Below are 24898 nucleotides of genomic sequence, written 5' to 3' on the forward strand. Positions count from 1 at the left end.
CAGTCTCCAACAGACAATGGCATACGCTGGCCGGGGCCGTTCGGGGCGCGGCGAAATCAGGCGGATAGTGGATAGAAAAAGCGGAAGCGAATCAGTCCGGCTTGCTGTGACGCATGCGCCGTCCGAGGATGATCACGGCGATGACGCTGACCAGTGAGGTCGCCATCACATAGAAACTCGGCGCCAGCTTGCTACCGGTGGCGTCGATCATCCAGGTCACGATCAGCGGAGCGAAGCCGCCGAACAAGGTGACGGAAAAGTTGTAGCTCAAGGCCAGGCCGGTTCCACGAATGCGCGTGGGAAAGATATCCGCCAGCATCGCCGGGATCGGCCCCAGGCACGCCGCGATCAGTACGCCCACCACCGCCTGGACCACCAGCAGCGTGGTGAAGGTGGGGAAATGATTGAGCCAGGCGAACATCGGGTAGGACGACAGGCCGGTGATCAGCAAGGCGATGGTCAGCACTCGGAATCGACCGTAGCGGTCGGACAGGCTGCCAAACACCGGCGCCATGATCATCAGGGTGATGCCGGTCGCCAGTGCGCCGAGAAAGGAAGACGTGGCCGTGATCTGCAGCTGTTTCAGTGCGTAAGTCGGCATGTACAACTTGTGTACGTAGTTGAACGCCGTCGCCCCCGCCACCACGCCAATGGCGAGCAACAGGCTGATATGGCCCTTGATCAGTACGTCACGCAATGGCGTATTGTGCTCGACCCTGGCCGCCAGTTTCTGGAAGTCCGGCGTCTCGTCGATCTGGCTGCGAATGTAGAAGCCCACCGGGCCGATCAACAGGCCGACGCCGAACGCCACGCGCCAGCCCCAGTCGTTGAGTTGCACGTCGCTCAGCAGGTAGCTCAGCAAGGCACTGACACCGGCCGCCAGTACCGTGGCCAGGCCTTGGGTCGACAACTGCCAGCTGGCAAAGAACCCCCGATGACGGGCATCGGCATGCTCGACCATGAAGGCCGTGGCCGCGCCGAACTCGCCTCCCGTGGAGAAGCCCTGGAGCATGCGGGCGACGACGATCAGCAAGGGCGCTGCCAGGCCGATCTGCTGGTACGACGGCGTGAAGGTGATCAAGGCGGTGCCGAGCAGCATGATCAGGATCGACAGCGTCAGCGAGGCCTTGCGCCCTGCCCGATCGGCATACGAGCCCAGCACGATAGCCCCCAGCGGACGCATCAGGAACGAGATGCCGAAGGAACCGACCGCGAGCAGCAGCGATGTGGTTTCGTTATCCGAAGGGAAAAACAGCTTGCCGATGACCACGGCGAAATAGCCATAGATCAGCAGGTCATAGAACTCCAGCGCGTTGCCGAAACTGGCGGCGACGATCTCTCGCCACGGTCCCCGCCGAGGGGTGGCCGATACTGCGCTCACGGTTGAAGAATGAGTGGTCATGAAGGAGGGCTTCCGGGTCTGTTTCACAGTTGGCCATCTGCCCGCGGGCATTGGCCGCCCGACGGACCCGACGGTCGTCATTGTTATGGGTGAAAACAACCGGACAGTGATCGAGGTTCCGTGCCTTCGTGACTGTCCGGCCCGACGCCAAGTTGAATCAGCAACCCCGGTTCGGCAATTGCTGTTTGGGCACAAGCTTGAGCCTGTTCGGCACGCGGCCCTTGCCCTGGGGGTTTGCACAGGCTCCAGAGCGGAGTTTTTTTACGGTGTGCCCGTTAAGGGTGCAAGCCTTGCCAGATCCGCATGACCTGTTCGCTGCGATTGGAGCGCAGGCGATGCAGCGAGATATCGAAACCGATGTGCAGCTCAGGGCCGCCGGCAATCACCAACTGCCCCGCTGCCAGGGCATCCCTGACCACCATTTTCGGCAACCAGGCCAACCCGCTGCCGCGCTTGGCCATTTCCAGGATTGCCTCATAGGAGTCGGCCTGATAAATCATGCGCAGCGCCAAGCGGTGCGGCAGCCTGGCCAGGTGCTGGGCCAGCACCCCACGCAGCGACAGGGTCGGCGAGAAGCCCAGCCAGGCAATGCTCGACGCATCGCTGTCGACACCGATGGAAAACAGCGGCTGTCCCCGGGCGTCGGGGGCGCTGACCGGCAGCAGCACCTCCTGGGCCAGCACCAGTGAGTCGAAACGCTCGTTGTCGATGAGAATACGGGTCAAGGGGCTGGAGAAGATCAACTGCAGGTCCACCTCGCCCGCCGACAGTTTCATGATGGCTTCCTGCGCGCCACCGGTGACCAGCGAAATCGGGAACGCGCCAAAGCGCTCATGCAGCGATTGATACCAGTCAGGAAAGAACATGCTCGCCAGCGTGCGGCCGGTGGCGATGCGCAAGGGTTCGTCGCGGTTCATGCCGATATTCTGGAACTGCGCGCGGGCCGCCAGCAGCAACGCCATCGACTGCGTGGCGGCGTCGAGGAACAGCACGCCCGCCGGGGTCAGGGACAAGGGCTGCTTGCGTTCGATCAGGGGCGCACCCACCCAGTCCTCCAGCGCCCGGATACGACGCCCGAAGGCAGGATGAGTCACGCAGCGGTTTTGCGCCGCCCGCGACAGGCTGCGCGTACGCGCCAGTTCGATGAAGTCTTCGAGCCATTCCAATTGCATCGGGGATGCCTGTAGAAGCGGGCCGTGCCCGCGAAACGGGTAGTCAATATACCGCTTTCAGAGCGGCACGCTGGCCGCTTTGAGCTGGCGTAGCACGAAGCTCGACACCGAGTGCCGCAAGCCGGGAATATGGTAGAGCTTTTCCCGCAGCAGCCGCTCATAGTCGCGCGTGTTCTTCACCGCGATCCGAATAAAATAGTCGTACTCGCCGGATACCAGGTAGGCCTCGATCACCTCGGGAATCCCGGCCAGGGCCTGCTCGAATTTCTCCAGGATTTCGTCGCTATGGTGCTCAAGGGTGAGCATCACGATCAGCCCATCGTTGTAGCCCAGTTCATTGAGGTCGATACGGGCCTCGTAGCCCTGGATGACGCCCGACTCCTCCATGCGCTTGATCCGCTGCCAACAGGGACTGGGCGACAGCCCCACCTGCTTTCCCACCTCCTGCAAGCTCGCCCGGCCATCCTTGCTGAGCACCCGGAGAATCCGTCGATCCATATCATCAAGATTGTTTTTTTGCATTTTCTCAGTTCTGCGAAAGGATTTTTCTCATCCTAGCGCCAAGTGCCGGAATTACAGAAGCACATTCCGCAATCAACAGATCAGAATCTATCTATACCTTCGCGACTATACCGGGTCGCAGCGGGGCTGCCGGTGCGATCCACCAGAGCCCCGCCGAGAAGGCCGCCGTCCCATGAGGAAACGCCATGTGCCAAGTGAAATATGACATGCCCGATGCCCAGACCAGCCTCGAGTTCATCCTCGAGCAAGTCATCTGCGGCGCCGAGGTCATCATTACTCGCTACGGCCTTGAGGTGGCCCGGATTACAGCCGTGCAGGGCCCCCGGAAAAACACCGCCGCGGTGCTGCCCCTCCCGCCTCAAGCCTCCTGGGTGCCCTATGCGTCGTGACAACGAGATGCCCCTACCGGGTGGGTATCCTGTGCCTGGTCCGTCACAACGCCTCGATGGGAAGCACCGGCTTCATCAGGCTTGCCGGGCGCAACTGTCACTCCACGGACAGGGGATCAACAGAGTGTTTTCCCATCGACAGAATCAGGCCGGGCGGAACTCGACTGTCAGATGGCTGATTTCGTGAACCGGCTTGAGACGTTCACGAATGCTGTCGGCGTTCGCGGTGACCTCACCAAGAACGCTGACAATGGCCGCGTGAGCCTGTGGCCCAACCCGCCAGACGTGCAAGTCCGTGATGGTGGCATCCCCCGGTTTCTCCACCCGTTCGCGAATTTCCTCGGCGACGTGGGCATCCGTCTGATCCAGCAAGGTAGCGGCGGTGACCTTCATCAAGGTCCATGCCCAACGTGCGATAACGAGGGCACCGACAATGCCCATGACCGGGTCCAGCCACACCCAGCCGAGGTACCGGCCGGCGAGCAGAGCTGCAATGGCCAGCACCGAAGTCAGCGCGTCGGCGATGACATGGACATAGGCCGATTTCAGGTTGTTGTCGTTCCCGTGATGGGCATGATCATGATCATCATGATCGTGCCCATGACTGTGCCCGTGGCCCAGCAGCAAGGCACTGATGATATTGACGATCAAACCGGCAATCGCGATGAGCGTCGCGGTGCCGAACTGGACGTCCGTTGGCTGCAAGAGGCGCATGACGGATTCAACGCCAATTGCCAGGGAAACCATGCCGAGAATCAGCGCCGAGGCGAACCCGCCCAAGTCTCCAACCTTTCCGGTACCGAAGCTGTAGCGCCGGCTGGAGGCGTGGCGCTTTGCGTACCCGTAAGCCGCCGCCGCGATACCCAATGCACCGGCATGGGTCGCCATGTGAAAGCCATCGGCAAGCAACGCCATCGAGCCGGTGATATAGCCGGCGGCGATCTCGCCAACCATCATCACCACCGTCAGCGCCACGACCCAAAGCGTGCGCCTGGCATTTTCATCGTGCGCGGAGCCCAGGAACATGTGGTCGTGTACGTGGCTGATGTTGAGAGTGGTGTTGCTCATGAGTCAGTACCTGCCCGCTTCACTTGGAATAACGGCGAATGGCTTCAAGCAGCTCTTCGACGCCCTTGTTGCGCTCTTCTTCGCTGAGTGCCGGGTTTGCAACGTGCTCCCGGGCGTGGTCCTCAATGATCTCCTCCATCAAGCCGTTGATGGCTCCACGGGTAGCGGCGACAAGGTGCAGTGTTTTGGCGCAGTCGAGATCTGATTCCAGCGCCCGTTCAACAGCCTGGATTTGTCCGGCGATGCGTTTGACGCGCTTGAGAAGATCATCTTTGTTGGCTGCGACATGACCCATGGGATACCCCCCCTGCCTATATGAGCCCCATGATAGGTATACCCCCTACCCCTATGCAAGAAATATTCGATGAAAAGGCTCGTCCAGCCATCACCGAAGGAAGGTATCGGTGACAGACTCTCCTGTCGTTGGCTCGAAGTCTGGTGGAAGGCCCTGGCCTATTCTTCAAAACTGCGTATCAGCGATGCAAAAAGATTCCCCCGCGGCATCTTGTCCAGCGCAATATCGGCATCCTCAAACCACTTCCGACCTGCCTCCGGATGGGGGCCGCTCAGCACCACTACGCCCTTTTCATAGGTATAACGCGCAGCCGCCACGTCGCCGTTGCGGTAGGTCGCGATGGTTCTTGAGGCCGAGTCGGTTTGGGGAAAATACGGACCGTCCTGGTAGAAGACGTTGTCGGCCTTGCCGTCCCACGTGACCTGCACCGCTACGTCGGTGATGGAGTTCACTTCAAAGCCGGGGCGGCCGGCTTCGGAGTCCAGGTCCTGGGGGATCAGGCCGAGGTTGCTGTTGTCCGCCAGATAGGCGCCCATGCACAAGCCCAGGTAGCGGCCACCGTGGGCGACGTAGTCACGGATGGCAGTGGCGCGGGCATCGCCCAGGCTGTCGAGGGCACCGGGAATGTCCTGGCCTCCTCCGGGTTGAACGTAGAGGTCGTAGCGGGCAAGGGTTTGTGGCGTGATGTCGATCGGTTCGTCGGCGCCGACAAAGTCGATCTGGTAACCGGGGGCGAGACGTTGCAGGGCTTGTTTCACGCTTTCCGAACAGTCATCGCAACCCGCCGGACCACGATAGATCGCCACGTGCGTGACCGGCGCACCGGCCTGCGCCAGGGATGGCAGCGGCGTCATGAACGCAAGAAACGTGGCGGCGATAGCGTGTCGGTTCATGTGGCGGGCTCATCGGAGACTTGAGGTCGGGTGATCCAGTCCTCGCAGCGCAAAGCCTATATCGAATGTCCCGCTCAAGACGTTAATAGTTGTAAGTCCCCTTGTGATCCCAGCCTTTGATATCAACTAGACTGACGCCCAGAGCTGCGACTGCCAGCGCCAGATGAAACGTCATGATTGCTCACACTCCTACGCTTTTCGCCTGTGTCGCTTTAGTCGCGACGATCATGGCGTTCTGCTTGATCCTGGTCGGTCAGTTCAACCAGCGTGACGGACTGCTCACGACAGGCTTTGGCTTGTTGGCACACGCCTTGGCCTACGTCGGCTACACCGTCTACGGCCATGCGCCGCTGTGGTTGACCTACGGCGCCGCCAACACGCTGCTGGCGGTAGCACTGGCCTTTTATGGGGCCAGCGTGTTTCGGATTGTTGAACTTCCCGTCAGTTGGTGGCGGGTGTTCGCGCCAGCGGCATTGATGCTGGTATTGATGGCCAGCCTAATCGACACCCTGGAACCCCGGATGCTCGCCGCCACGCTAGTGTTGATGGTGCAGTGCGCACTGATCATCTACTGGACTCGCCGCCACATCCCCGCCCAAGGTCGCGCACGCATGCTGTTGATCATCGGCTCCAGTATCAGCCTGATCGGGCTGGGAATGCGGGTGGTGGCCGTGCTCGGCGGAGGTGCCGAGCAAATGCGCTACGACGCCAGCAACCTCAAGCAGACCATCTCGGTCAGCATTGGCACGTTCACCGCGATGATGATTTCCCTGGGTTTGGTCCTGTTGTCCAAGGAACGCAGCGAGACCCTGCTTCAACACCTCGCCCTGCGCGATGTGCTGACCGGTATTCTCAACCGCCGAGCGATCCTCGAGCAGTTTTCCACTGAATTGGAGCGCTCGCGCCGGGACGGGTCCTACCTGGCAGTGGCCATGGTCGATATCGATCACTTTAAACAGATCAATGATGAACATGGTCATCTGGCGGGGGATGAAGTGATATGTCACTGCGTCAATCATCTCACCCAGCGAATCCGTCACTCCGACAGCATCGGTCGTTATGGTGGCGAAGAGTTTCTGCTGTTGCTGCCAGACACTGGCCCCGAGGGAGCCGTGGCCGTGCTCGATGAACTACGGACCTCGTTGGCCGAGTCGCCGGCGCACTATGCTGGGTCAACCATCGCGCTGCGCATCAGTATGGGGGTTTGCTGTGTGGTGCCTGACGCAGGCGACACCACCGCCACCCTGCTCGCCAGGGCGGATGCGGCGCTTTACGAGGCCAAGGGTTCGGGGCGCAATACCTTGCGCTTGGCGCCGCCCTGTTTGCCGCAGACGCAAGCGGCTCTCGGTTCAATCTCACTGCATGAAGTGTAGGGATGATTGAGTTTATCGACCGGCCAGATAGTCATCCGTGCTCAGTACCATGGCATAACCAAATTGGAGCGCGGCCATGAAAACGGCGTGCACCAGCGCGGGAGGCACCTTGACCTTGTTGAACTCCAGGTCATGGGTTGCGCAGGCATCGTGAATGACGGTCGTCTCGAACCCGAAATCGTCAGACGCACGGGTAACCGCGTCAACGCACATGTGGCTCATGTTGCCGAGCACGGTGACCCGCTCAACAGGCTGGTCGCCGGCAGTGTCTGGGCGGGAAACTGAAGTTTCTCAATCAGGGATCACCGCGATCACGTCGATTTCCATCAGCCATTGCGGCTGACCCAATGCAGAGACTACTAACCCGGTGGAGATAGGGAACACACCCTTGAGCCATTTTCCGACGGTCAGGTAAACCTCTTCCCGGTAGCGTGGGTCGATCAGGTAAATGGTGATTTTCACAATATCCTGCAGTTGACTGCCGGCTTCTTCAAGCAGTTGCTTGACGTTTTTCATGGCCTGCTCGGCCTGCGCTCCGGCATCACCCAGGCCGATCAAGTTACCGTCGAAGTCGGTGCCCAATTGGCCCCGGACGTAAACCGTGTTACCGGCGCGAACAGCCTGGCAGAGGTCATTGTCCAGCGACTGATTGGGGTAGGTGTCCTTGGTGTTGAACATTCGGATACGCGTGTGAGTCGGCATGATTGACCTGGCTTTATCGACAAGAAAAGTAATGGGGAAGCGCCGCTTCCGCCCCGTGGACTGGATCCGGAAACGGCTTGAAATTACAGCGGCGGCGCGTCGAAATAATCCGCGCGCACAGCGGCACCGATCAGGTTCACGATCAGGCGGCCTGCGGTGATGCAACTGATGTTGTTGACGTCAGTCGTTGGCGTGATTTCGACGATGTCCATGCCGACGACCTTGCCTTTGTTGACCAGGCCATGAATCAGCTTGCGCATTTGCACATAGGTGACGCCTCCTAGTGCAGGACCGGCGACACCGGGCATGATCGACGGGTCGAGGCCGTCGGCATCAATGGTCAGGTAATAGTTGCCGTTGTCGGGAATCCGGTCCAGCACCGACTGCATACCGTTGTCATGCACCTCATAGGCGGTGATCAGGTGTGCGCCATAGTCCACCGCCGCCTGGAAATCCGTCTGCCGGCCACTGCCTTGGGCACGCAGGCCGATCTGGAAGATTTCGCCGATGTGCTCCATCTCCGAGGCACGGCGGATGGGGCTGGACAGGCCGTCGCGCACGCCGTTGATTTCATCACGCCAATCGAGGTGCGCGTCGATGTGAATGAGGGTAATCGGCCCCCGCCCTTCATAAGCCCGCAGAATCGGAATCGGGATGCTGTGATCGCCACCCAGTACAATCGGCATGGCGCCCGCCTCGAGGATCTTGCGTACCGCCTGCTCGGCCCGCACGCCATGGCTGCTCAGGTCGCCCGGGTCGGCGGGCACGTTGCCGCAGTCGACGACCTTCAACGCACGGTTGTCGTAGATCGGGCCTCCTACGTCGAAGTCATAATGGTGCAGCGCACGGCAGATTCGGTCGCTCATGGCACGAATGGCGTCCGGTGCCCGGCTTTGATCATTGGTGATGTGTTCTGCCACGTAGGCCTTGCCGAAGGGCATGCCGATAATCGCGACGTGAGCATCGAGCTGGTCGAGATCGGTGCAGATCGGCGACCACAGAAAACTCTGGTGTTTTTTGGACGGCGGTACGGTCAATGGAAAATCCATGGGTGTCTCCTGAATGGGCAGTGGGAAAGCAGGACGAATACGTGCAATCACGGGCTGGGCGATCAACTTTCCATGGACAGGAAACGTCGCAACTCAGCGGTTTTCGGAATGGTGAACAGGGTCTCGGGGTCGCCGGCTTCATGAACCAGGCCTTGATGCATGAAAATCACCCGGTCGCTGACCCGGCGCGCAAAGGCCATTTCGTGGGTGACCATGATCAGCGTCATGCCCTCTTTGGCGAGTCCTTCGACGACGCTCAGCACCTCGCCGACCAGCTCGGGGTCCAGTGCTGAAGTGATCTCGTCGCAGAGTAATACGTGGGGGTTCATCGCCAGGGAGCGGGCAATCGCAACGCGCTGCTGCTGGCCGCCGGAAAGCTGGTCGGGGAAGGCATCAAAGCGTTCGCCCAGCCCTACACGATCAAGTAATTTGCGGGCCTGTTGTTCGGCGCCGGCACGGGAGACTTTCTGCACCAGGCGCGGGGCGAGCATCACATTCTGCCCGGCGCTCAGGTGCGGAAATAGATTGAAGCCCTGGAAAATCATCCCGACGTTCTGCCGCAACTCGCGCATGGCCTGGCGGTCATCGTGCTGGATCGATTGACCATCGACCACAACGCTGCCTTCCTGGAAGGTTTCAAGCCCGTTCAGGCAGCGCAGCAGCGTGCTCTTGCCGGAACCGCTCTTGCCGATGATGCAGACCACTTCCTTGCGGGCAATCTGCAGGTTGATGCCCTTGAGGACTTCGTTGCTACCAAAGCGTTTGCGCAGGCCGCGAATATCGACCAGGGCAAAGTCATCGCTGAGGTCATGGGTGTGGGAGGAATTCATATCGGCAAGCCCCTATCGGCGAAGTTTCTGTTCAAGTACGCGGCTGTACCACGACAGCGGAAAGCACAGCGCGAAGTACATCAACGCAACCGCGCCATAGATGAGGAAAGGTTGGAAGGTGGCATTGGTGATGATCTGCCCGGCGCGGGTCATTTCGACAAAACCGATGACCGAGGTCAGGGCCGTGGCCTTGACCACCTGCACCATGAAGCCGACGGTGGGCGCAATGCCGGCGCGCATCGCCTGGGGCAGAATCACGTAGCGCATCTGTTCGCTGAAGCTCAGCGCCAGGCTGGCGGAGGCTTCCCACTGGCCGTGGTCGACAGACTCGATGCTGCCCCGCCAGATCTCGGTGAGGTAGGCACTGGCGTAAAGGGTCAGGCACACCGACGCGGCCATCAACGGGGTGGTTCTGACACCGAACATGGCGAGGCCGAAATACACCAGGAACAATTGCAATAGCAGCGGCGTACCCTGGAACAGCTGGACATACAACATCACCAGCCCGCGCACAAGGCGGCTGCCGGTCAGGCGCATGACCACCAACAACGCGCCCACCAGGCCACCGCCGATAAACGCGATCAGCGACAGGCCAATCGTCCAGCGCATGGCCAACAACAGGTTGCGGGCGATATCCCAGGCGGAGAATTCGAACATGGAGTTTTCCCTCAGCGACCGAAGATAAAGCGCGGACCGACCCAATTCAGCAGGCGGCGCAAGGCGATGGCCAGCAGCAGGTACAGGCCCGCTACCACGATGTAGGTTTCGAAATTACGGAACGAGTTGCTGGCGATCTGATTGGCGGCGTAAGTCAGTTCTTCAGTGGAGATCTGGCTGCACACGGCCGACCCGAGCATGATGATGACCATCTGACCAACCAGCGCCGGCCACACCCGCTTGAGCGCCGGAGGCAGGACCACCCTGGAGAAAATCTGCCAGCGGTCCAGCGCCAGGCTTTGCGCCGCCTCGATTTGCCCATCAGGTGTCGCCTCGATCCCCGAACGGGCAATCTCGCTGACATAGGCTGCCAGGTTGATCACGTTGGCCAGGATCGCAGCGGCCAGTGCGGTCATTTTCAGCCCCAGGGCCGGCAGCCCGAAGAAGATGAAGAACAACTGGATGATGAACGGTGTATTGCGGATCAGCTCGACGTACAGCCCCACTGCCCAACGTGCCCAACCAGGGCCTTTGCTACGCACCAGGCCGCAGGCGATGCCCATTGCCGTGCCAAAAATCGCCGACACTAGTGTGAGGAACACCGTCAACAGCAACCCGTTCAGCAACAGTGGCCATTGCGTCAGTACCACAGAAAAATCTAATGTCATGAGTCGGTCTGCTCCACCGCATGTGAATAAGGCAAGAGGCGGCGAACCCGGGGGATACGCTCCAGCTGTTCCAGATGCTCAAACAGTGCTTGCGCTTGAGCCGTGGGCATTGCCGGTGTGGCGCAGCCCATGAACTTGTCGTGCAGTTGCGCCCGGGACAGAGGGTTGACTGCCGCCCCTAGCGGCCTTGCGCAAAACCGTTCGACGCTGCCGCCGTCATTGCGTACCACCTTGACCCATGCACCTTCTGGCGCCTGATCCAGCCACTCGGTGTTCCAGCGCTCGCTGCTGTGCATGCGCACCCGCTTCATCAGCCGTTGCATGTCCGGGCGGTTGATCGCTTCCGGTGTCAGCGCCGCGAGGGTGATGTCGCCCAACAGACAGGTGCCGGCCATGGCGAAGGGCATGCTGAATTGCGCTTGCTGGCGCTGGGCGGGCAAGTCATGGGTCAGGTTCTGGATCACAATGGGAGGAACGTCGCAGATAATTTCGGCGATATCCGTGACCGCTACCCCACCGCTCCCGAGTATGTCCTTCAGGGCATCCACGGCGGCATGGGATGACAGGCAAAGCGGGATGCGCTTTATGTCGACGCCCGGGTCAAGCAGGTTCCAGGGCTCCCCCAGAGGTGGCAACGTCTTGAGCACACCCGCGTTGAACATTACCGCCAGGCCATTGGCATGTTCGACGATGTCCACCGGCCCGCGGCTGCCCTGCTCGGCCAACAGCGCGGCCATCACGCCCGCCTCGCTGGTGCGCCCGGCCATCAGGGCCTTGGCATCGGTGCCAAAACAGGCCTTCATGGCCGCCGTGCCGGACAGTGCAATCCCCAGTGCCGAGGCGGTACGTTCGGCATCCAGCCCAAGGGCGTGGCACGCCGCCGCGCAGGCCCCGACGACGCCCAACAATCCGGTGGTCCACCAGCGGCGCTCATAGAGCTGGCGAGTCAGCGCATTGGCCAGTGCGTATTCACACTCGGCCCCCACCACAAACGCCATCAGCAGCGCCGCACCATCCAGGTCACGCATCTGCGTCACGGCCAGGGCCGCTGGCATGATCACTACCGAGCCATGGACGACTCCTGGGTAGCAGTTGTCGTCAAAGTCCAGCGCGTGCCCAGCCGTCGCGTTGACGAAGGCCGCTGCCGGTGCGCTGAGTCGCTGGGCATGCCCCAGCAACTCTGAATGCCCGGTGGCGCTGACGGCGAGGCCGATCGTTCGCGCCTGAGTGGCGACGTCGCTGTGACTGCCGGCCAGCGTGACCCCGAGCGTATCGATCAGGCAACGTTTAGCCGCGTACCGGACCGCGGACGGCACCTGTTCCAGACGCACGGTCGAGCTCCAGCGCGACAGTGCAACGAGGGTTGGGATAAGGTCGTTCATGGTTACTCTGGAAGCTCACCAGCCGGGGCTCCCAGCCATTTTTGCGAAATCGCGTCCAGCGTCCCGTCAGCCTTGGCGGCTCGAATGATCTCGTTCACCTTGGTACGCAGTTCAGGCTGATCCTTGTTCATCCCGATGTAGTTCGGCGAGTTGGACAGCACAACCTTGAGCGCGATGTCCAGGTCCGGGTTTTTCTGCTTGAGGGAGGCCGCGACCGTGGTGCCGATTGCGACCATTTGAGTCTGTCCCGACATGAAGGCGGAAATGGTGCTGTTGTTGTCCTCGAAACGCTTGGCCACTGCCTGTGGTGCCGTGTCAGTCAACTCACGGTCCTGCATCGACCCACGGGTAACCGACACCGATTTGCCGGCCATGTCAGCCAGGGATTTGACCGGTAACGCAGCGGCACCAAACACCGCGTCGAAGAACGGCGAATAGGCGATGCTGTAATCAATCACTTTCTCGCGCTCGGGTGTCTTGCCCAACGAAGAGATGGTGAAATCGGCCTTGCCCGACTGAATGTAGGCCACCCGGTTAGGTGCAGTCACAGGCACCAGCTCAAGCTTCACGCCCAGCTTGTTCGCCATCAGGTTCGCCACATCGATATCCAGGCCCTGGGGCACCATGTCGGGCCCCACGTAACCGTAAGGTGGGTAGTCCACCGGCACGGCGACACGTAGTTCCTTGCTTTCCAGAATGTGATTCAGCGCATCGCCTGCCCGGGCGAACGTGCTGGAAAACATTGCGCAGAGGGCTGTCACGATGAGGGTTGTTTTAAAAGACTGGCACGGGTTCACGTTCATGCGGGTGCTCCAAGGGTTAAACGGCTCAGGATTCGAAAACAGGTACAGATTGGGCGGCCGACCGCTCAGCCCAGGTCCCACCATTCGCCGAGACTCAGCAGTTGCTCTTCGGTGTGAGTGACCGAGGCTTCGGTGTTCTGACTGGAGCTGGCCGACATCAACGCCACCAGGATTTCACTGACCAACATGGCCGGCACGATGGTGTCGTAGAAGGACGGGGTCTGGTTTTTCACGATGATGGTTTCAGCCGCCAATCGGGCGGTGGGCGAAGTGACGCTGTCGGTGATGGCGATAACGCGCACGCCCTGCTGATGCAGGTAATTGGTCAAGGTGATCAGGCGCCGCGAATAGCGCGGCAAACTGCACACCAGCGCGACGTCCTTTGGACTGGTCTGGTTGATGATCGACATCACGCCGCTTTCGCCGGCGCCTTCGACCAGACGCACGTTCTTCGCGAAGTAAGAAGCCACATGGGAGAATTGAAACGCGACCCCGAACGACGAACGCATCCCCAGGCAATAGACTTGGCGGGCCCCCGCAAGCAGGGCCACCGCACGAGAAATCGACTCGAGATTATCCTGGCTGCACATCAACTGGATCTGTTCGATGGCGTTGTTGGCCATACCCTCAATCACGCGATGTGCGCCAACGCGCTGCCGGAGTTCAACCAGATCGTGGGCCCGAGAGCCATAAGCACTGTTATGTCCACGTAATGATTCGATGAACACTTCACGCAGTTCGTCGTACCCGGTCATGCCCAGGCGCTTGCCCAGACGCGTCATCGTCGAAGGCGGCACATTGGCCAGGCGCGCCAGATCACGCATGGACATCACCGCGACCTCATGCGGGTTGTCCAGAATGAAACTGGCTGCAGCGCGTTCCTGCCGGGGGAAGGTGTCGAACTGTTGTTTCAGTTGTGCACAAAGACAGTCACGGTCCATCGGCATAACCACGAATGAGTGCGGAAGATGCAGGTGAAATTGCAACAGCTGTGCCAGAAAAAAAACGAGTGAATCAAATGAACCAGCATTGAGAGCCCGTGTTTTTAGGCAGACAGAAGGTACTCAGTCGCCTGCCACCCAAATTCGATTGGCCTGATTCACTTTTTGATTCGCTTGAGTCATCGCGCACTGGACGGCAGTACAGTCACGACAGCGAAACTCAATGTCGCTCCTGATGTTTACGCGCCCCCATGGTGCAGCGCACCCGTGTGGTGCGGGAGGAAGGCATCACGACCTCTTGTCCTCGGAGGACTGATTCACCACCCTGCCCCAGCCTGACTGAGGCTCATGTACCGCCTACTCACCTCGTGGGGTGAGTAGGCGGTTTTTCGTTTAACGACCACCTGACGACCATGCCTGTGCGTCGTCCTAGAACAGAGCCCTCAAATCCAGACTGCCAAGACTCGAGGCCAGCTGAATACGCGCATTCTGCCAGCCCGCCACAGCACTGATTTGCTGCTGTTGGGCGTTAGCCAAGGCCGTCTGGGTAGTGATCACCTCAAGAATACCGGTCACCCCCTTGGCATAGCGCGCCTGCGCCGCATCGAAGGACTGCCTGGCACTCTCAAGAACCTCCTGGCTGGTGCGCACGTTTTCGGTACCGACTTTCAAAGTCTGATAATCCGACCAAACACCGGATGCCACCTGCAATTCGGCATCGCTAAGCGCCGCCTCTTTACCCTCAATCTGCGCCTGCGCACCACGGACCTGGTAGGTTCTGGTAAAGCCCTCGAAGAGAGGGATATTGACCTGAAGGGCAACGGAGCGATCCCGTATGGTCTCCCCCGTGAACTGCTGACCAACGCCCGAGCTTTGTGGTTGATTGTCATAACTGTATTTGCCGACGAAGCTGATGGTCGGCCTACCCTGGGCACGGACCATCTGCTCATTGGCCTGGGCCGCCGCCAACTCCGCACGAGCGGCAATCAGCGAGGGGTGCCTTTGCTGAGCGGTTTTGAGCAGATCCTCGACAGATTGCTCAAAAGCCCTATCAGGTGGAGCTACGCCCTCCTCCCCAAGAAGATGCAAAGGCAGATTGGGGCGCCGTCCCATGTCGATAGCCACCTGCCCCACCGCGCTTCGCCAGTCGCCTTCGGCTTTATTGCGGTTGAAGGTCGACTGGTAGTAGGACGTTTGGGCCTGCAATTGATCGCTGATCGCCGCCACACCATGGCGGACCCGCAACGTGGCAGCATCCAACACCTGCTTCGCATCCGCTTCAATTTGCTCGGTTGCCTGCCTGTCTTTCTGAGCGACAAGAGCGGCATAATAGTCTTTGACCGTGCTGGCAAAGACCGTCTGCAGAGCGCTGTCTTGCTCGGCCAATGCCGAGGCGAGTTTACTCTGGGCATAGTCGGCGCTCGCTGAACGAGCACCGAAGTCGTACAGCACCCAGTTCAACGTCATCACAGCGTTCTGAAAATGGCTGTTGGATCGGACCACGAAAGGGTTGGACGATGTCCCATGGCTCGTCGAGCTGTCTTTCGCCTCCTGCACCGTGCCACTCAGGGTTGGCAGGTAAGCGGCCTTGGACTCGCTCACCTGCGCGGTCTGGACCTTGACGTTGGCCCAGGCCTCCCGGGTCTTCGGGTTGCGACACAGCGCACTGGAGACGATATCCAGCAAGCTCAGATCGACTTTTGAATTGTCCATGCAGCCATCCACCGCTGGCGATGAGTCGAACATGTGGTTGGCCGCGGTAGCTGGGACATTATCGAACTGACGCAACGGATCGTCGGGACCCCATCCAGCAGCAGCTACGGGGTCCGCCCCGATAGCAACAGCAGCGCATGCCACCAGATGGCACACCATCGCCTTACGAATTTTCAGCATGCTTTGCAAACCCATCCTGGCCCTTCACTTCACACTCAAATGATCGTCACGCCATGCGTGTTGAGTTCGGCAGTGTTCCAAAAGCTGGTCGCTGAATATCGAGCAAAAAGATCCGGCGGAATACAGAGTGGGCGGGCCTGGTATTCGACTGTTTTTCGCACGGTGTGCAAGCCCGGCATACCCAGCTGGGCATCGTAATCCGGCTCGTCATACACCACGTTTTGCAAGTCGTGTTCGAACCAGGGCTGACCCAACTCGGTGTAAAGCCGCTCAAGGGTACGTCGTGGATCTTTGACCAGGTGATCGTAGGGGACCAGGATCAGACGCTTGGCCTGTTCGCTGAACCAGGCTTCACGCAGATTGCTCCAGGCCAAGCCGATCAGACCGGTATCGGAGTTCATCAATGTTTCTGCCCGAGCGTAGACGGAAGCGCCCGGTTGGAAGTTGAACATGCGCGACAGTTCCAAGGGGTTCTTGGCAAGCATTCGTTCGATGCTGTCGATGATCCAGCCGACCTCACGGACACAACAGATGATGCGCGACGGGGGGTACAGGGCTCCCCATAGTGCTGCTCGCCCCGTCCAGGTGCGGTTGGTATCGAAGAGCACCCGGTCCTCGGGCATGCTCGCAATCTGATCGGTGTAGTAGGACTCGACGACCGCGCGCAGGATCGTCCCACGCTTGTGGTCATCGAAAAAGCTGCCGAACTCACCGCCGCACATCTTGGCGTGTGTGGCGCCCACCAAAGCAGCAACCGGACTGGTTATCGCGGCTGAAAAACGTGGATTCTGACGCAGCAGGGCCGACAACAGCGTCGACCCTGAGCGCGGTAAACCGGAGATCGCATGAAACTGAGTAGCCAAGGGGGCTCCCTAGGTGTTGGCGGCTTCCGAACAACAAGCCAAAATCACCGTGCGCTGACAGGCAATCCCCTTGGCAGACAGAAGCTGCCAAGGGGATCTATCGGTTTATGGAAATGACGCGGGCAGGCGATCAAGCGGCGTGCGGAGAAGCACTCAGCATGACTTTCTGGTCCGCCAGCGAAGGTGGCAACAAGGTGGTGTCGGCGACCCCGCCATCAGCACTGAACGTCGACATGGCCTGAATCAACTGGCTTACGCCGCTGCCGCCCACTGGCGCAGTGCTGCTACCAGCACCGTAGAGCGATCCGATACCAACCAGGTCCGTTTGGTCCAATGTTCGATTGCTGGCCGTAAGCTGGTAGTTCATCACCGAGTTCTGGTCAGCGTTATCGGCAAGGCCCAGTGCGTGACCGATTTCATGCTCCAGTACCTGGGAGAGCGTGGCATCGGTACCGGTATAGGTCTGCTGTCCATCGGCGCCCGTGGTCAGTGCATCCTGCGTCGTGTCTTCAACCCGAATGATGGTGTCCGACTCCAACTGGCCAGCCTTGGCCTGATAGCTGGTGTAGCCAACCACCCCGGTACTGGCGGTATCGAAATCACCAAAGCCGATCCGGATGTCCGACTGCGAGGAGTCAGCCACTTCTTCGAACGTCACACCCGGCATCGCGTTGGCCCAGGCGCCAAAGGCCGCCTGCACAACAGTCTCCTCGGCACTGCCCATGTAGCCGGAGAACGGAGCAGCCTGAGTGCCCGCGCCATCCGCCAGGCTCCAGGTGATGACCTGCTGGTCCCACTTGGCGCCTTCAAGAACGGCAGAGCCGGAACCCGCAGTGGGCGTGAGCGCCGCAGTGCTCGCAGCCTGCTGCTGAGCAGCCTCTGCCGATTCAGCCGCCGAGAAATGGCCGTGGCTCAGATCGTACTGCGCGATCGAGCCAATGTTGGTCCCCATACGAGAGGACACGAGGGACTGCGTGCCGGCAAAACCGTATCCGCCGCCATCGTCCCCACCACCGTAGCTACCTGGCAGGTCTTCCCCAGGTCCGGTACCGGTGTAACCGTAGCCACCAATGATATCGCCGGTACCGTCATCGCCTGAATAGACAGAGTCGGTTTCAACGCCGCTGCCACTCCAGTTGTAAACGACCGAGGTGCCATCAGCGCGGTCATCGATGATGCGGTTATTGATGCCGGTCGAGGAGAAATTGTCCTTGTTACCCTGAACGACCATCGTGTTGTTATCGCCCTGAAGGGTGATCTGATCCGATGAGCCCTGGATCACGTTCCCAGAGCCATTAATCGAGAGGCTTTTCCCGACAGTGACGGTAATGGTGTTGTTGCTACCGGACAGCACATTGGAGGAACCATCGAGCGTAATGTTGCTGGTGTTCGCGGAGATCGCGTTGTTGTTGCCGGTGATGGCATCAGTGGCATTGCCATACCGGTTGCTGATGGTCAGGCTCTGCCCGTTGGCCGAAATCGTGTCACCCGACCCCGTGATGGCGGATCCATCACCCATGACGCTGATGGTATTGTTGCTGGCGGAGATACTGTCCGAGCCGCTGGCTGTGATGTCGTTGCCAGCGCCTACAACGTTGATCGCAGCGCCTGTGTCGAGAAAGACCTGGTTGCCTATGGCATTGATGGTATCCGTACTGAACTCACTGCCACCCGTTGTCCCAATGTGGATGAGATCCCCAGTGCTGGCATTGATGGTGTTGGCGCCCCAACCATCGCTGATCAGCGTGACATCGTTACCCAGTGTAATGCCATGGCCATAGCCATTGAGGTTGACTGAACTGCCATCTCCGAAGCTAAAGGCGTCGTAGTAACCGACCACATTCTCGTTTGCGCCGGTCATCGATACAGCGGCATGGCTAGCCGACAGGGTATCGTTCGAACCCAGCAGCGTCACGGCACTGCTATCGGCCGACACCGTGTTGCCATCACCCGTGATGACGTCGCTGGCACCACCGCTGGTATTGGAGATGGACAGGCTTTCGCCACTGGCAGAGATCGCATTACCCGCACCAGTGATCGCATCGCCGCCACTCACCAAGTCCAGCGTGTCGTTGCTGGCGATGATGTTGTCACCCCCATTGGCGGTGACGGTATTGCCGCTACCTACAACGTTGAGGGACGAACCGCTGGCCAGGCTGATGCTCTGGTTATCGCTCACGTACAGCTTATTCGTGAAGTAGTAATCCGAGCTCACCGTTGCGCCGATAGACAAGATGTCATCGGACGTCGCGTAAATCGTGTTGAAACCATCACCCACGCTGCTCAGACTCGAGCCGGCGCCCAAGGAGATCGTGTCGCCGTAGCTCGTCATCGATGCCGTGGTGTTGGGACCGAAGGTGACCGAGTTGTAATTACCAGAAACGGTTTCACCCTCCCCGGCCAGCGACAGTGTGTCAAAGGTGCCAGTAACCGACTCGCCAGAGCCCTCAAGGGTCACGGCACTGTGGTCAGCCGACAAGGTGTTGTTGTCACCACTGATGACGTCGCTTGCTCCTCCATTGTTCGAAATCGACAAGCTGTCGCCGCTGGCGGAGATCGCATCACCACCACCGGTGATGGAGTCGTTGCTACCCAGAATATTCAGCGTGTCGTTGCTGGCCGTGACAACATCCCCGCCATCCACCGCCAAGGTGTTGCCGCTGCCCACTACGTTGACAGAAGCGCCTGTGCCCAAGGTGATGTTCTGATTACCATCCGTATACAGGGTATCGTTGAAGTAGTAGCCCCAGTTCGACACCGCATTCAAAAGCACAGCGGAATCGGACGCTGCGTAGATGGAGTTGAAACCGCTGCCGGAGCTGGTCAGGCTTGAACCGGCACCCAGGGTCACCGTCGCCCCGTAAGTATTGAGGGACGCGGTATCTCCCTCCCCGATGCTCACCGAATCGTAGTTACCCGAAAGGCTCACACCTGATCCGTCCAAGGTGAGCGAGCTGTTACTGGCCGAAATGGAGTTGTTATCCCCCACGACAACGTCGCTCGCGCCACCAGCCCCCGTCGCAATGCTCAGGCTGTCATTACTGGCATTGATGGTGTCGCCCGCCCCCGAAATCGAATCGCCCGATCCCAGGAACGTGAACGTGTCGTTGCTGCCATACACTGCATCACCACCGGCGCCCGTGATCGTATTCCCCACCCCAACAATATTGACGTAGACGCCGCTGTCCAAGGCGATGTACTGGTTGTTGGAGACGTTCAGCGTATCGGTGTAGTAAGAGTCATAGCCGATGGTGACCTTGTCGTCAGAGGTCGCGTAGATGGTGTTAGAACCGTCACCATCACTGGTCAGCGTTACACCGGCTCCCAAGCTGACTGAAGCGCCGTAGGTATGCAAGACAGCCGATGCAGCGTCGTCCAGAGTGATGGTTTCGAAGTTGCCAGAGACAGACTCGCCGGTGCCAGAGAGTTCAACGGTGTCACTGCTCCCAGTGACGGTCTCACTCGATCCCTGCACGCTCAGTACACTGCTGTTGGCCGAAATGGTGTTGTTGTCACCGATCACAACGTCCGCAGCCCCACTGGCGCCACCGGAAATGAACAGCGAGTCGTTACTGGCAGAAATCGTGTCGCCGGAGCCGGTCACCGAGTCGCCGGAGCCCAGGAACGTGAAAACATCATTGCTGCCCCAGAGGGTGTCACCGCCAGCGCCCGTGAGCGCGTTGTCCGCCCCCTCCAAGTTGAGGTAAACGCCGCCGTCCAACGCGATGTTCTGGTTATTGGAAACGATCAGCGTGTCGGTGTAGTACGAGTCGTTGCCGATGGTCAACTTGTCGTCAGCGGTAGCAATGATGGTGTTGGAGCCGTCGCCATCACTGGTCAGGGTCACGCCATCGCCCAGGGTGATCGAGGAGCCGTAGGTGTGCAGCGTGGCAGAGCCACCATCATCCAGGTGGATGGTATCGAAGTTGCCTGAGACCGATTCGTTGCTACCCGAAAACTCGAGGGTATTACTCCCCCCAACGATGGACTCATCGGCCCCGTCCAGGATCAACACACTGCTGTTGGCCGAGATGGAGTTGTTGTCACCAATCACAACATCCGCAGCACCACTGGCGCCACCGGAAATGAACAGAGATCCGTTACTGGCAGAAATCGTGTCGCCTGAGCCGGTTACCGAGTTACCTGAGCCCAGGAATGTGAAAAAATCGCCGCTACCCGAGACAGTGTCTGCGCCGGCGCCCGTGAGCGAATTGCCCGTCCCCACCAGGTTGAGGTAAACGCCACCATCCAACGCGATGTTCTGGTTGTTGGAAACAATCAGTGTGTCGGTGTAGTAGGAGTCATTACCGATAGTCAACTTGTCGTCAGAGGTCGCCGTGATGGTGTTGGAGCCATCGCCACCACTGATCAGGGTCGCACCATCGCCCAAGGTGATCGAGGCGCCGTAGGTGTGCAGCGCGGCAGAGCCACCATCATCCAGGTGGATGGTATCGAAGTTGCCTGAGACCGATTCGTTGCTGCCAGACAGCTCAAAAGTATTACTCCCGCCAACGAGGGCCTCACCAGAGCCAATCACTGTCAGCGTGCTATTGGTGGCCGAAATGAGATTGTTATCGCCTGTTAGCACATCAGGCGCGCCACCTGAAGGGGTCGATATGATCAGACTATCATTGTTCGCGGAGACGTTATTGCCAGACCCGGAGAGCGTCAGCGAGCTATTCGGCTCAAGATTTACTTGAGCATCATCAAGCGACGTAGTCATTCCTTGGCCAGCGACTGTAGCCGTTTGCTTGCCATCCCCGTCGGTGTCTAGCTCCATAGCGCCAGTGCCACTTTGATTAGTGGTAAGCGCGACGGTGGGATCACCTGGGAGGGAGTTATCTTGAATAGTAGTTGTCGAGTCACCCAAACTGTCTATTGTATTTTTTAGTCCAGACCCATCTGGTGCCTGCATTGCATCCTGTTGAGATTGCAAGTAGCTGTTTAACTGATCCTGCGTAGTCGGCAAAACATTATCACTTGCCGGCGTCTCAGTACCAAATACGCCAACATCCGTTGGTAGCGGTACATTGGCAGCAGCCAGTGCAGTATTCGCGACACTGTTTGAGTTCTGTGTGGCAGGTGAATAGGTGAGTCCTAATGCCTCAATATCTTGATACGTCGAGACAATTTTTTGCCATTGGGCGCTTAGATCATCCCCAGTCATGAGAGTTTGCTGCTTGTAAGCTGTGCCAGCGTCAGGATTCCTTTGGCCTGTCACTGGATCATTCTGTGGAACCACGTCTACTCCTCCGGCAGACGTTGTGTCGCCGGGTATGAACGCCCCATTCCCTTCAACCTTCAGAGTCCCCCACACAGAAGGTGTATTATAAATCACATCATTCGCAGCGAGCGCAATATTACCCACTGTTTGAACTGGATTCATATCCAGTTTATTATTAGCAGTTGTTGGTCCCGCAGAAATATAGTAAGCGCCCTGAGGGGTTGTGTATATCAGCGTCTGATGATAAGTCATCACCCCTAACAAAGATCTGACAGGGACAAATGCAACCGATATTGAAGAACCATTTTCGGCATCCGACATACGCACATCCTCCTATTTATAAATTTGTTGACCTTGCAAAACAATCAACAACCCTCTCGAGCCTTTTCGGCTCGCCACCGGCCCCATACGGCCTAAAGGTAATTTGAAATAACGTATGGGATACCAGTGACTGCTCCAGCAAAAAGCCTCCGGCCATATCTTTTCTATCCGGACTATCAGCTGGGAGCTTATGATTAAAACTAGGGCCCAGAATCTCCCCCCCTTTTTTATCTGGGAGGGCTCCAGCAGCCGCCATGACTATCTCAATGTCAGAAAAAAGCATTCCTGCCGAAAAATATTTATTGCAAACATCCGTTAAAATATAGGTGCGCCGGGACTCCTCATTGACCATTTTTTTAAACTCGCCTTGTATCTCTTCCTTGAACTCTCGCCCCTTAATCTGAAGTTCGCCGCTACCCGCCACCTCAACCGAATCCTCATCGGACTCACGAAAAAATACAGCCCATATCAAGGCGACTGAAACAGCGCAAACTAACGCAAAGCTCATACCTCTGGTGATTTTCATTTAGAAATTCTCCTCAAACATAACCAAACCCTGGCAATTCGAAAGGGGTGAGATCTCAGACATAATTATCTCCTTTAGTCACTCCTGAAAAACATTCAACTTACCCAACCAGACAGAACCCAATACCAAGACACAACAAAAGAAAAAACCAACTCAGCGAACACAGGAGTCCTCAAGAAACAAAGCCCTGCCGCAACCGCGCAGCGAAATAAAACGAAACACCCCAAAAAACAGATATAATAGCAAAATAAAGAAACACCGATTTGTAATAGAAAAAATCTCGCCAAATCAGGAGTCTCTTCATCAGCTCATCAGAAGAGGCCAGTTCCCTGCCATCTTCCCCAATTATTTTCAGCGGATAAAAAGATCCATTACCGTTCCTAAGAATAAACCCTTCAACATTTACCTTCACACGAGGGACCCTCCCCCCTAGCTCCTCAACAACTCCTGGAGCAATTCGATTTTCCGTCCGATACTCAACCCCATTGTCAGTAGTGAAAATGAAATATGGCACCTGTTTCATGGCTAACTTTTCATCGTTTTTTGAGAACTCACCAGCCGTCCTTATAAGAGGAGCCTCAGGAGGCAGTGCCCCAGAAAACTTCTTAATATCGAAATAATTAAATATCGGCATAGACACTGTAAATATTACTGTCACCACGACAGAGAGAGATTTTATTTTATGAGCACGCCCCAACCCCTCGGCCTTTCCACGCCACATCATGCAAATAGCTGAACCCCAAGAAAGCCTAGATTTAAGCTCAACCATTTCCCCACTCCCTAAAAATTGAAAAAGCACACAACCACACCAGTGACGCTAACAAGTCACCTCATACCTAAAGCAGCCGGTCAACCTTATAATTCATGCCAACCGTCCCAGAGTCAACACGAACACCATCGCTATAAATTTCACACCTAAAATCTTTAATCGCACAGCTATAGCTAAAGCGCGCCTCCTTCCCCTTACTGCCAAAAAAATCATCAGGAAACATAGCGTGAGATGAAGCACCCTGGTTATCTGAGTTCTTTTCAGCGGTGTACACTTCATGCGATGCCCTTACTACATATTTTATGTGACAGGGAGGATGCCTATTGAATTTATCCCAAGCTGTCAACTCAAGCTCCCCACAGACACCAGCTACCCAGCAAGGAGATTTACCATCCCACTTATCGGCAGCTTGAACCGTATGAGCAAAGAGTAAAAAACGCACAAAAAAAAATAAACACTGATTTTCTTCACGACATCCACCACAGCCTAAGATTCAAATTTCTCTCAACCGCCCACTGGCAAATTCTTAAAAAACTCAATACGCCTTTCAGTTTCTTCCAGAACACAATCCACGGAAAAAATCGTCACCCACATGCTACTGCCGCCCTGTAATCCTCCAACATAGCTGCAATTCTCATCTCTATAAACTTGCCACGCGCTCTGCGCTTTTTTTAATTGCTCTTTTGTTTTTCGAACGTCCTCGCTACCAACCTCCGGCAGCTTATTCAGAGCATCTCTGTAATGTGCATCAAGCACTGCATTCAAGTCTTTTAGTTTTTCCGCCTTGCACTGTGCGATTCCAATGGAGCTATTTTGCGTCGAACATGGCTTATCATCGGCGACTGCATGCATACAACCAGACAATCCGATCAGCATGATAGCCAGTATTTTTTTATACGCAGCAAAATCAGAAATATCTACCACCCCCAAAACCCCTCATAAGTCAACTGTTGTGATTTTACTTTTAGCAGTTCAAGCATTAGAGCTTAGAAATCAACCTGCACAATCGCACGCTCATGATGCGTTGCGTCTTTATCGTTAGTTACGCCGACCACATAAAATTATCAGCGTGATGACTACCGAACATTACCCCGTCGCCGCCCCTTTAGTTTCATCAGCTTCTAGACTTCGTGTCGCGCCGTCGAAACACATACAA

Annotated in this window: 22 protein-coding genes and 1 pseudogene; 2 read left to right on the forward strand and 21 right to left on the reverse strand. The window is 57.8% G+C overall.

Going from position 1 to position 24898, the window contains the following annotated elements; all coding sequences use genetic code 11:
* Positions 1 to 91: 91 nt before the first annotated feature.
* From HX881_RS20365 to HX881_RS20375, 3 genes are all read right to left on the reverse strand, one after another.
* Entirely contained in the window at positions 92 to 1402 is a 1311-nt protein-coding gene (locus HX881_RS20365; protein ID WP_042936759.1) for an MFS transporter, read from the reverse strand.
* A 275-nt stretch (positions 1403 to 1677) separates the two neighbouring features.
* A complete protein-coding gene (locus HX881_RS20370) occupies positions 1678 to 2574 on the reverse strand; it encodes a LysR family transcriptional regulator (protein WP_177086258.1) in 897 nt (298 codons plus the stop codon).
* 57 nt (positions 2575 to 2631) lie between these two features.
* The gene (locus HX881_RS20375) at positions 2632 to 3096 is read right to left on the reverse strand and encodes an Lrp/AsnC family transcriptional regulator (RefSeq protein WP_042936750.1); all 465 of its coding nucleotides are present in this window, start codon (positions 3094 to 3096) and stop codon (positions 2632 to 2634) included.
* Between the two features lie 185 nt (positions 3097 to 3281).
* Between HX881_RS20375 and HX881_RS20380 the strand changes: the two genes are divergently transcribed.
* A complete protein-coding gene (locus tag HX881_RS20380; RefSeq protein ID WP_017128947.1) occupies positions 3282 to 3485 on the forward strand; it encodes a type II toxin-antitoxin system Phd/YefM family antitoxin in 204 nt (67 codons plus the stop codon).
* Between the two features lie 144 nt (positions 3486 to 3629).
* Here the strand turns inward: HX881_RS20380 and dmeF are convergent, their stop codons facing one another.
* The 3 genes from dmeF to HX881_RS20395 all read right to left on the reverse strand — a co-directional run bounded on the left by dmeF (position 3630) and on the right by HX881_RS20395 (position 5741).
* The gene (gene dmeF, locus HX881_RS20385; RefSeq protein WP_017128946.1) at positions 3630 to 4553 is read right to left on the reverse strand and encodes a CDF family Co(II)/Ni(II) efflux transporter DmeF; all 924 of its coding nucleotides are present in this window, start codon (positions 4551 to 4553) and stop codon (positions 3630 to 3632) included.
* Positions 4554 to 4572: 19 nt separating this feature from the next.
* Positions 4573 to 4848 carry a metal/formaldehyde-sensitive transcriptional repressor gene (locus HX881_RS20390; protein ID WP_017128945.1) on the reverse strand — a complete coding sequence of 92 codons (276 nt, stop codon included), beginning with the start codon at positions 4846 to 4848 and terminating at the stop codon, positions 4573 to 4575.
* Positions 4849 to 5006: 158 nt separating this feature from the next.
* Positions 5007 to 5741 carry a BPL-N domain-containing protein gene (locus tag HX881_RS20395; protein WP_177086260.1) on the reverse strand — a complete coding sequence of 245 codons (735 nt, stop codon included), beginning with the start codon at positions 5739 to 5741 and terminating at the stop codon, positions 5007 to 5009.
* A 173-nt stretch (positions 5742 to 5914) separates the two neighbouring features.
* Here HX881_RS20395 and HX881_RS20400 point away from each other — a divergent pair, with 173 nt between their 5' ends.
* Positions 5915 to 7114 carry a GGDEF domain-containing protein gene (locus tag HX881_RS20400; protein ID WP_177086262.1) on the forward strand — a complete coding sequence of 400 codons (1200 nt, stop codon included), beginning with the start codon at positions 5915 to 5917 and terminating at the stop codon, positions 7112 to 7114.
* 12 nt (positions 7115 to 7126) lie between these two features.
* Here the strand turns inward: HX881_RS20400 and HX881_RS20405 are convergent.
* The 15 genes and pseudogenes from HX881_RS20405 to HX881_RS20475 all read right to left on the reverse strand — a co-directional run.
* Positions 7127 to 7348, reverse strand: a pseudogene (locus tag HX881_RS20405) (cysteine hydrolase); the annotation flags it as partial.
* Between the two features lie 57 nt (positions 7349 to 7405).
* Positions 7406 to 7816 (reverse strand): RidA family protein, encoded by a 411-nt coding sequence (locus HX881_RS20410; protein ID WP_042936746.1) that lies wholly within the window; start codon positions 7814 to 7816, stop codon positions 7406 to 7408.
* Positions 7817 to 7899: 83 nt separating this feature from the next.
* Positions 7900 to 8853, reverse strand: a complete 954-nt coding sequence (locus tag HX881_RS20415; RefSeq protein ID WP_246356535.1) for an agmatinase — start codon at positions 8851 to 8853, stop codon at positions 7900 to 7902.
* Between the two features lie 74 nt (positions 8854 to 8927).
* On the reverse strand, positions 8928 to 9695 hold the full coding sequence (locus tag HX881_RS20420) for an amino acid ABC transporter ATP-binding protein (RefSeq protein WP_246356536.1): 768 nt from the start codon (positions 9693 to 9695) through the stop codon (positions 8928 to 8930).
* 12 nt (positions 9696 to 9707) lie between these two features.
* Positions 9708 to 10352, reverse strand: a complete 645-nt coding sequence (locus HX881_RS20425) for an amino acid ABC transporter permease (RefSeq protein WP_017128938.1) — start codon at positions 10350 to 10352, stop codon at positions 9708 to 9710.
* A gap of 11 nt (positions 10353 to 10363) precedes the next feature.
* Entirely contained in the window at positions 10364 to 11020 is a 657-nt protein-coding gene (locus HX881_RS20430; RefSeq protein ID WP_177086264.1) for an amino acid ABC transporter permease, read from the reverse strand.
* Positions 11017 to 12402, reverse strand: a complete 1386-nt coding sequence (locus HX881_RS20435; protein WP_177086266.1) for an MmgE/PrpD family protein — start codon at positions 12400 to 12402, stop codon at positions 11017 to 11019. The genes HX881_RS20430 and HX881_RS20435 overlap by 4 nt, the downstream gene beginning before the upstream one ends.
* 2 nt (positions 12403 to 12404) lie before the next feature.
* Positions 12405 to 13205, reverse strand: coding sequence for a transporter substrate-binding domain-containing protein (locus tag HX881_RS20440; RefSeq protein ID WP_177086268.1), 801 nt, complete (start codon positions 13203 to 13205; stop codon positions 12405 to 12407).
* 65 nt (positions 13206 to 13270) lie between these two features.
* Positions 13271 to 14191: a MurR/RpiR family transcriptional regulator gene (locus HX881_RS20445; protein WP_245223099.1), complete on the reverse strand. Its 921-nt coding sequence runs from the start codon at positions 14189 to 14191 to the stop codon at positions 13271 to 13273.
* Between the two features lie 384 nt (positions 14192 to 14575).
* On the reverse strand, positions 14576 to 16039 hold the full coding sequence (locus HX881_RS20450) for a TolC family protein (RefSeq protein WP_177086270.1): 1464 nt from the start codon (positions 16037 to 16039) through the stop codon (positions 14576 to 14578).
* A gap of 35 nt (positions 16040 to 16074) precedes the next feature.
* Complete coding sequence (locus HX881_RS20455) at positions 16075 to 16902, reverse strand: sulfotransferase family protein (RefSeq protein WP_177086272.1); 828 nt, start codon at positions 16900 to 16902, stop codon at positions 16075 to 16077.
* 130 nt (positions 16903 to 17032) lie between these two features.
* Positions 17033 to 22447, reverse strand: a complete 5415-nt coding sequence (locus HX881_RS20460; protein ID WP_177086274.1) for a beta strand repeat-containing protein — start codon at positions 22445 to 22447, stop codon at positions 17033 to 17035.
* 16 nt (positions 22448 to 22463) lie between these two features.
* Positions 22464 to 22973 carry a hypothetical protein gene (locus HX881_RS20465; protein ID WP_177086276.1) on the reverse strand — a complete coding sequence of 170 codons (510 nt, stop codon included), beginning with the start codon at positions 22971 to 22973 and terminating at the stop codon, positions 22464 to 22466.
* Positions 22974 to 23145: 172 nt separating this feature from the next.
* Positions 23146 to 23742: a hypothetical protein gene (locus tag HX881_RS20470; protein WP_177086278.1), complete on the reverse strand. Its 597-nt coding sequence runs from the start codon at positions 23740 to 23742 to the stop codon at positions 23146 to 23148.
* Between the two features lie 504 nt (positions 23743 to 24246).
* Positions 24247 to 24666, reverse strand: a complete 420-nt coding sequence (locus tag HX881_RS20475) for a lysozyme inhibitor LprI family protein (protein WP_177086280.1) — start codon at positions 24664 to 24666, stop codon at positions 24247 to 24249.
* Positions 24667 to 24898 lie beyond the last annotated feature (232 nt).

The organism is Pseudomonas gingeri (assembly GCF_013386115.1).
Taxonomy (GTDB): Bacteria; Pseudomonadota; Gammaproteobacteria; order Pseudomonadales; family Pseudomonadaceae; genus Aquipseudomonas; species Aquipseudomonas gingeri.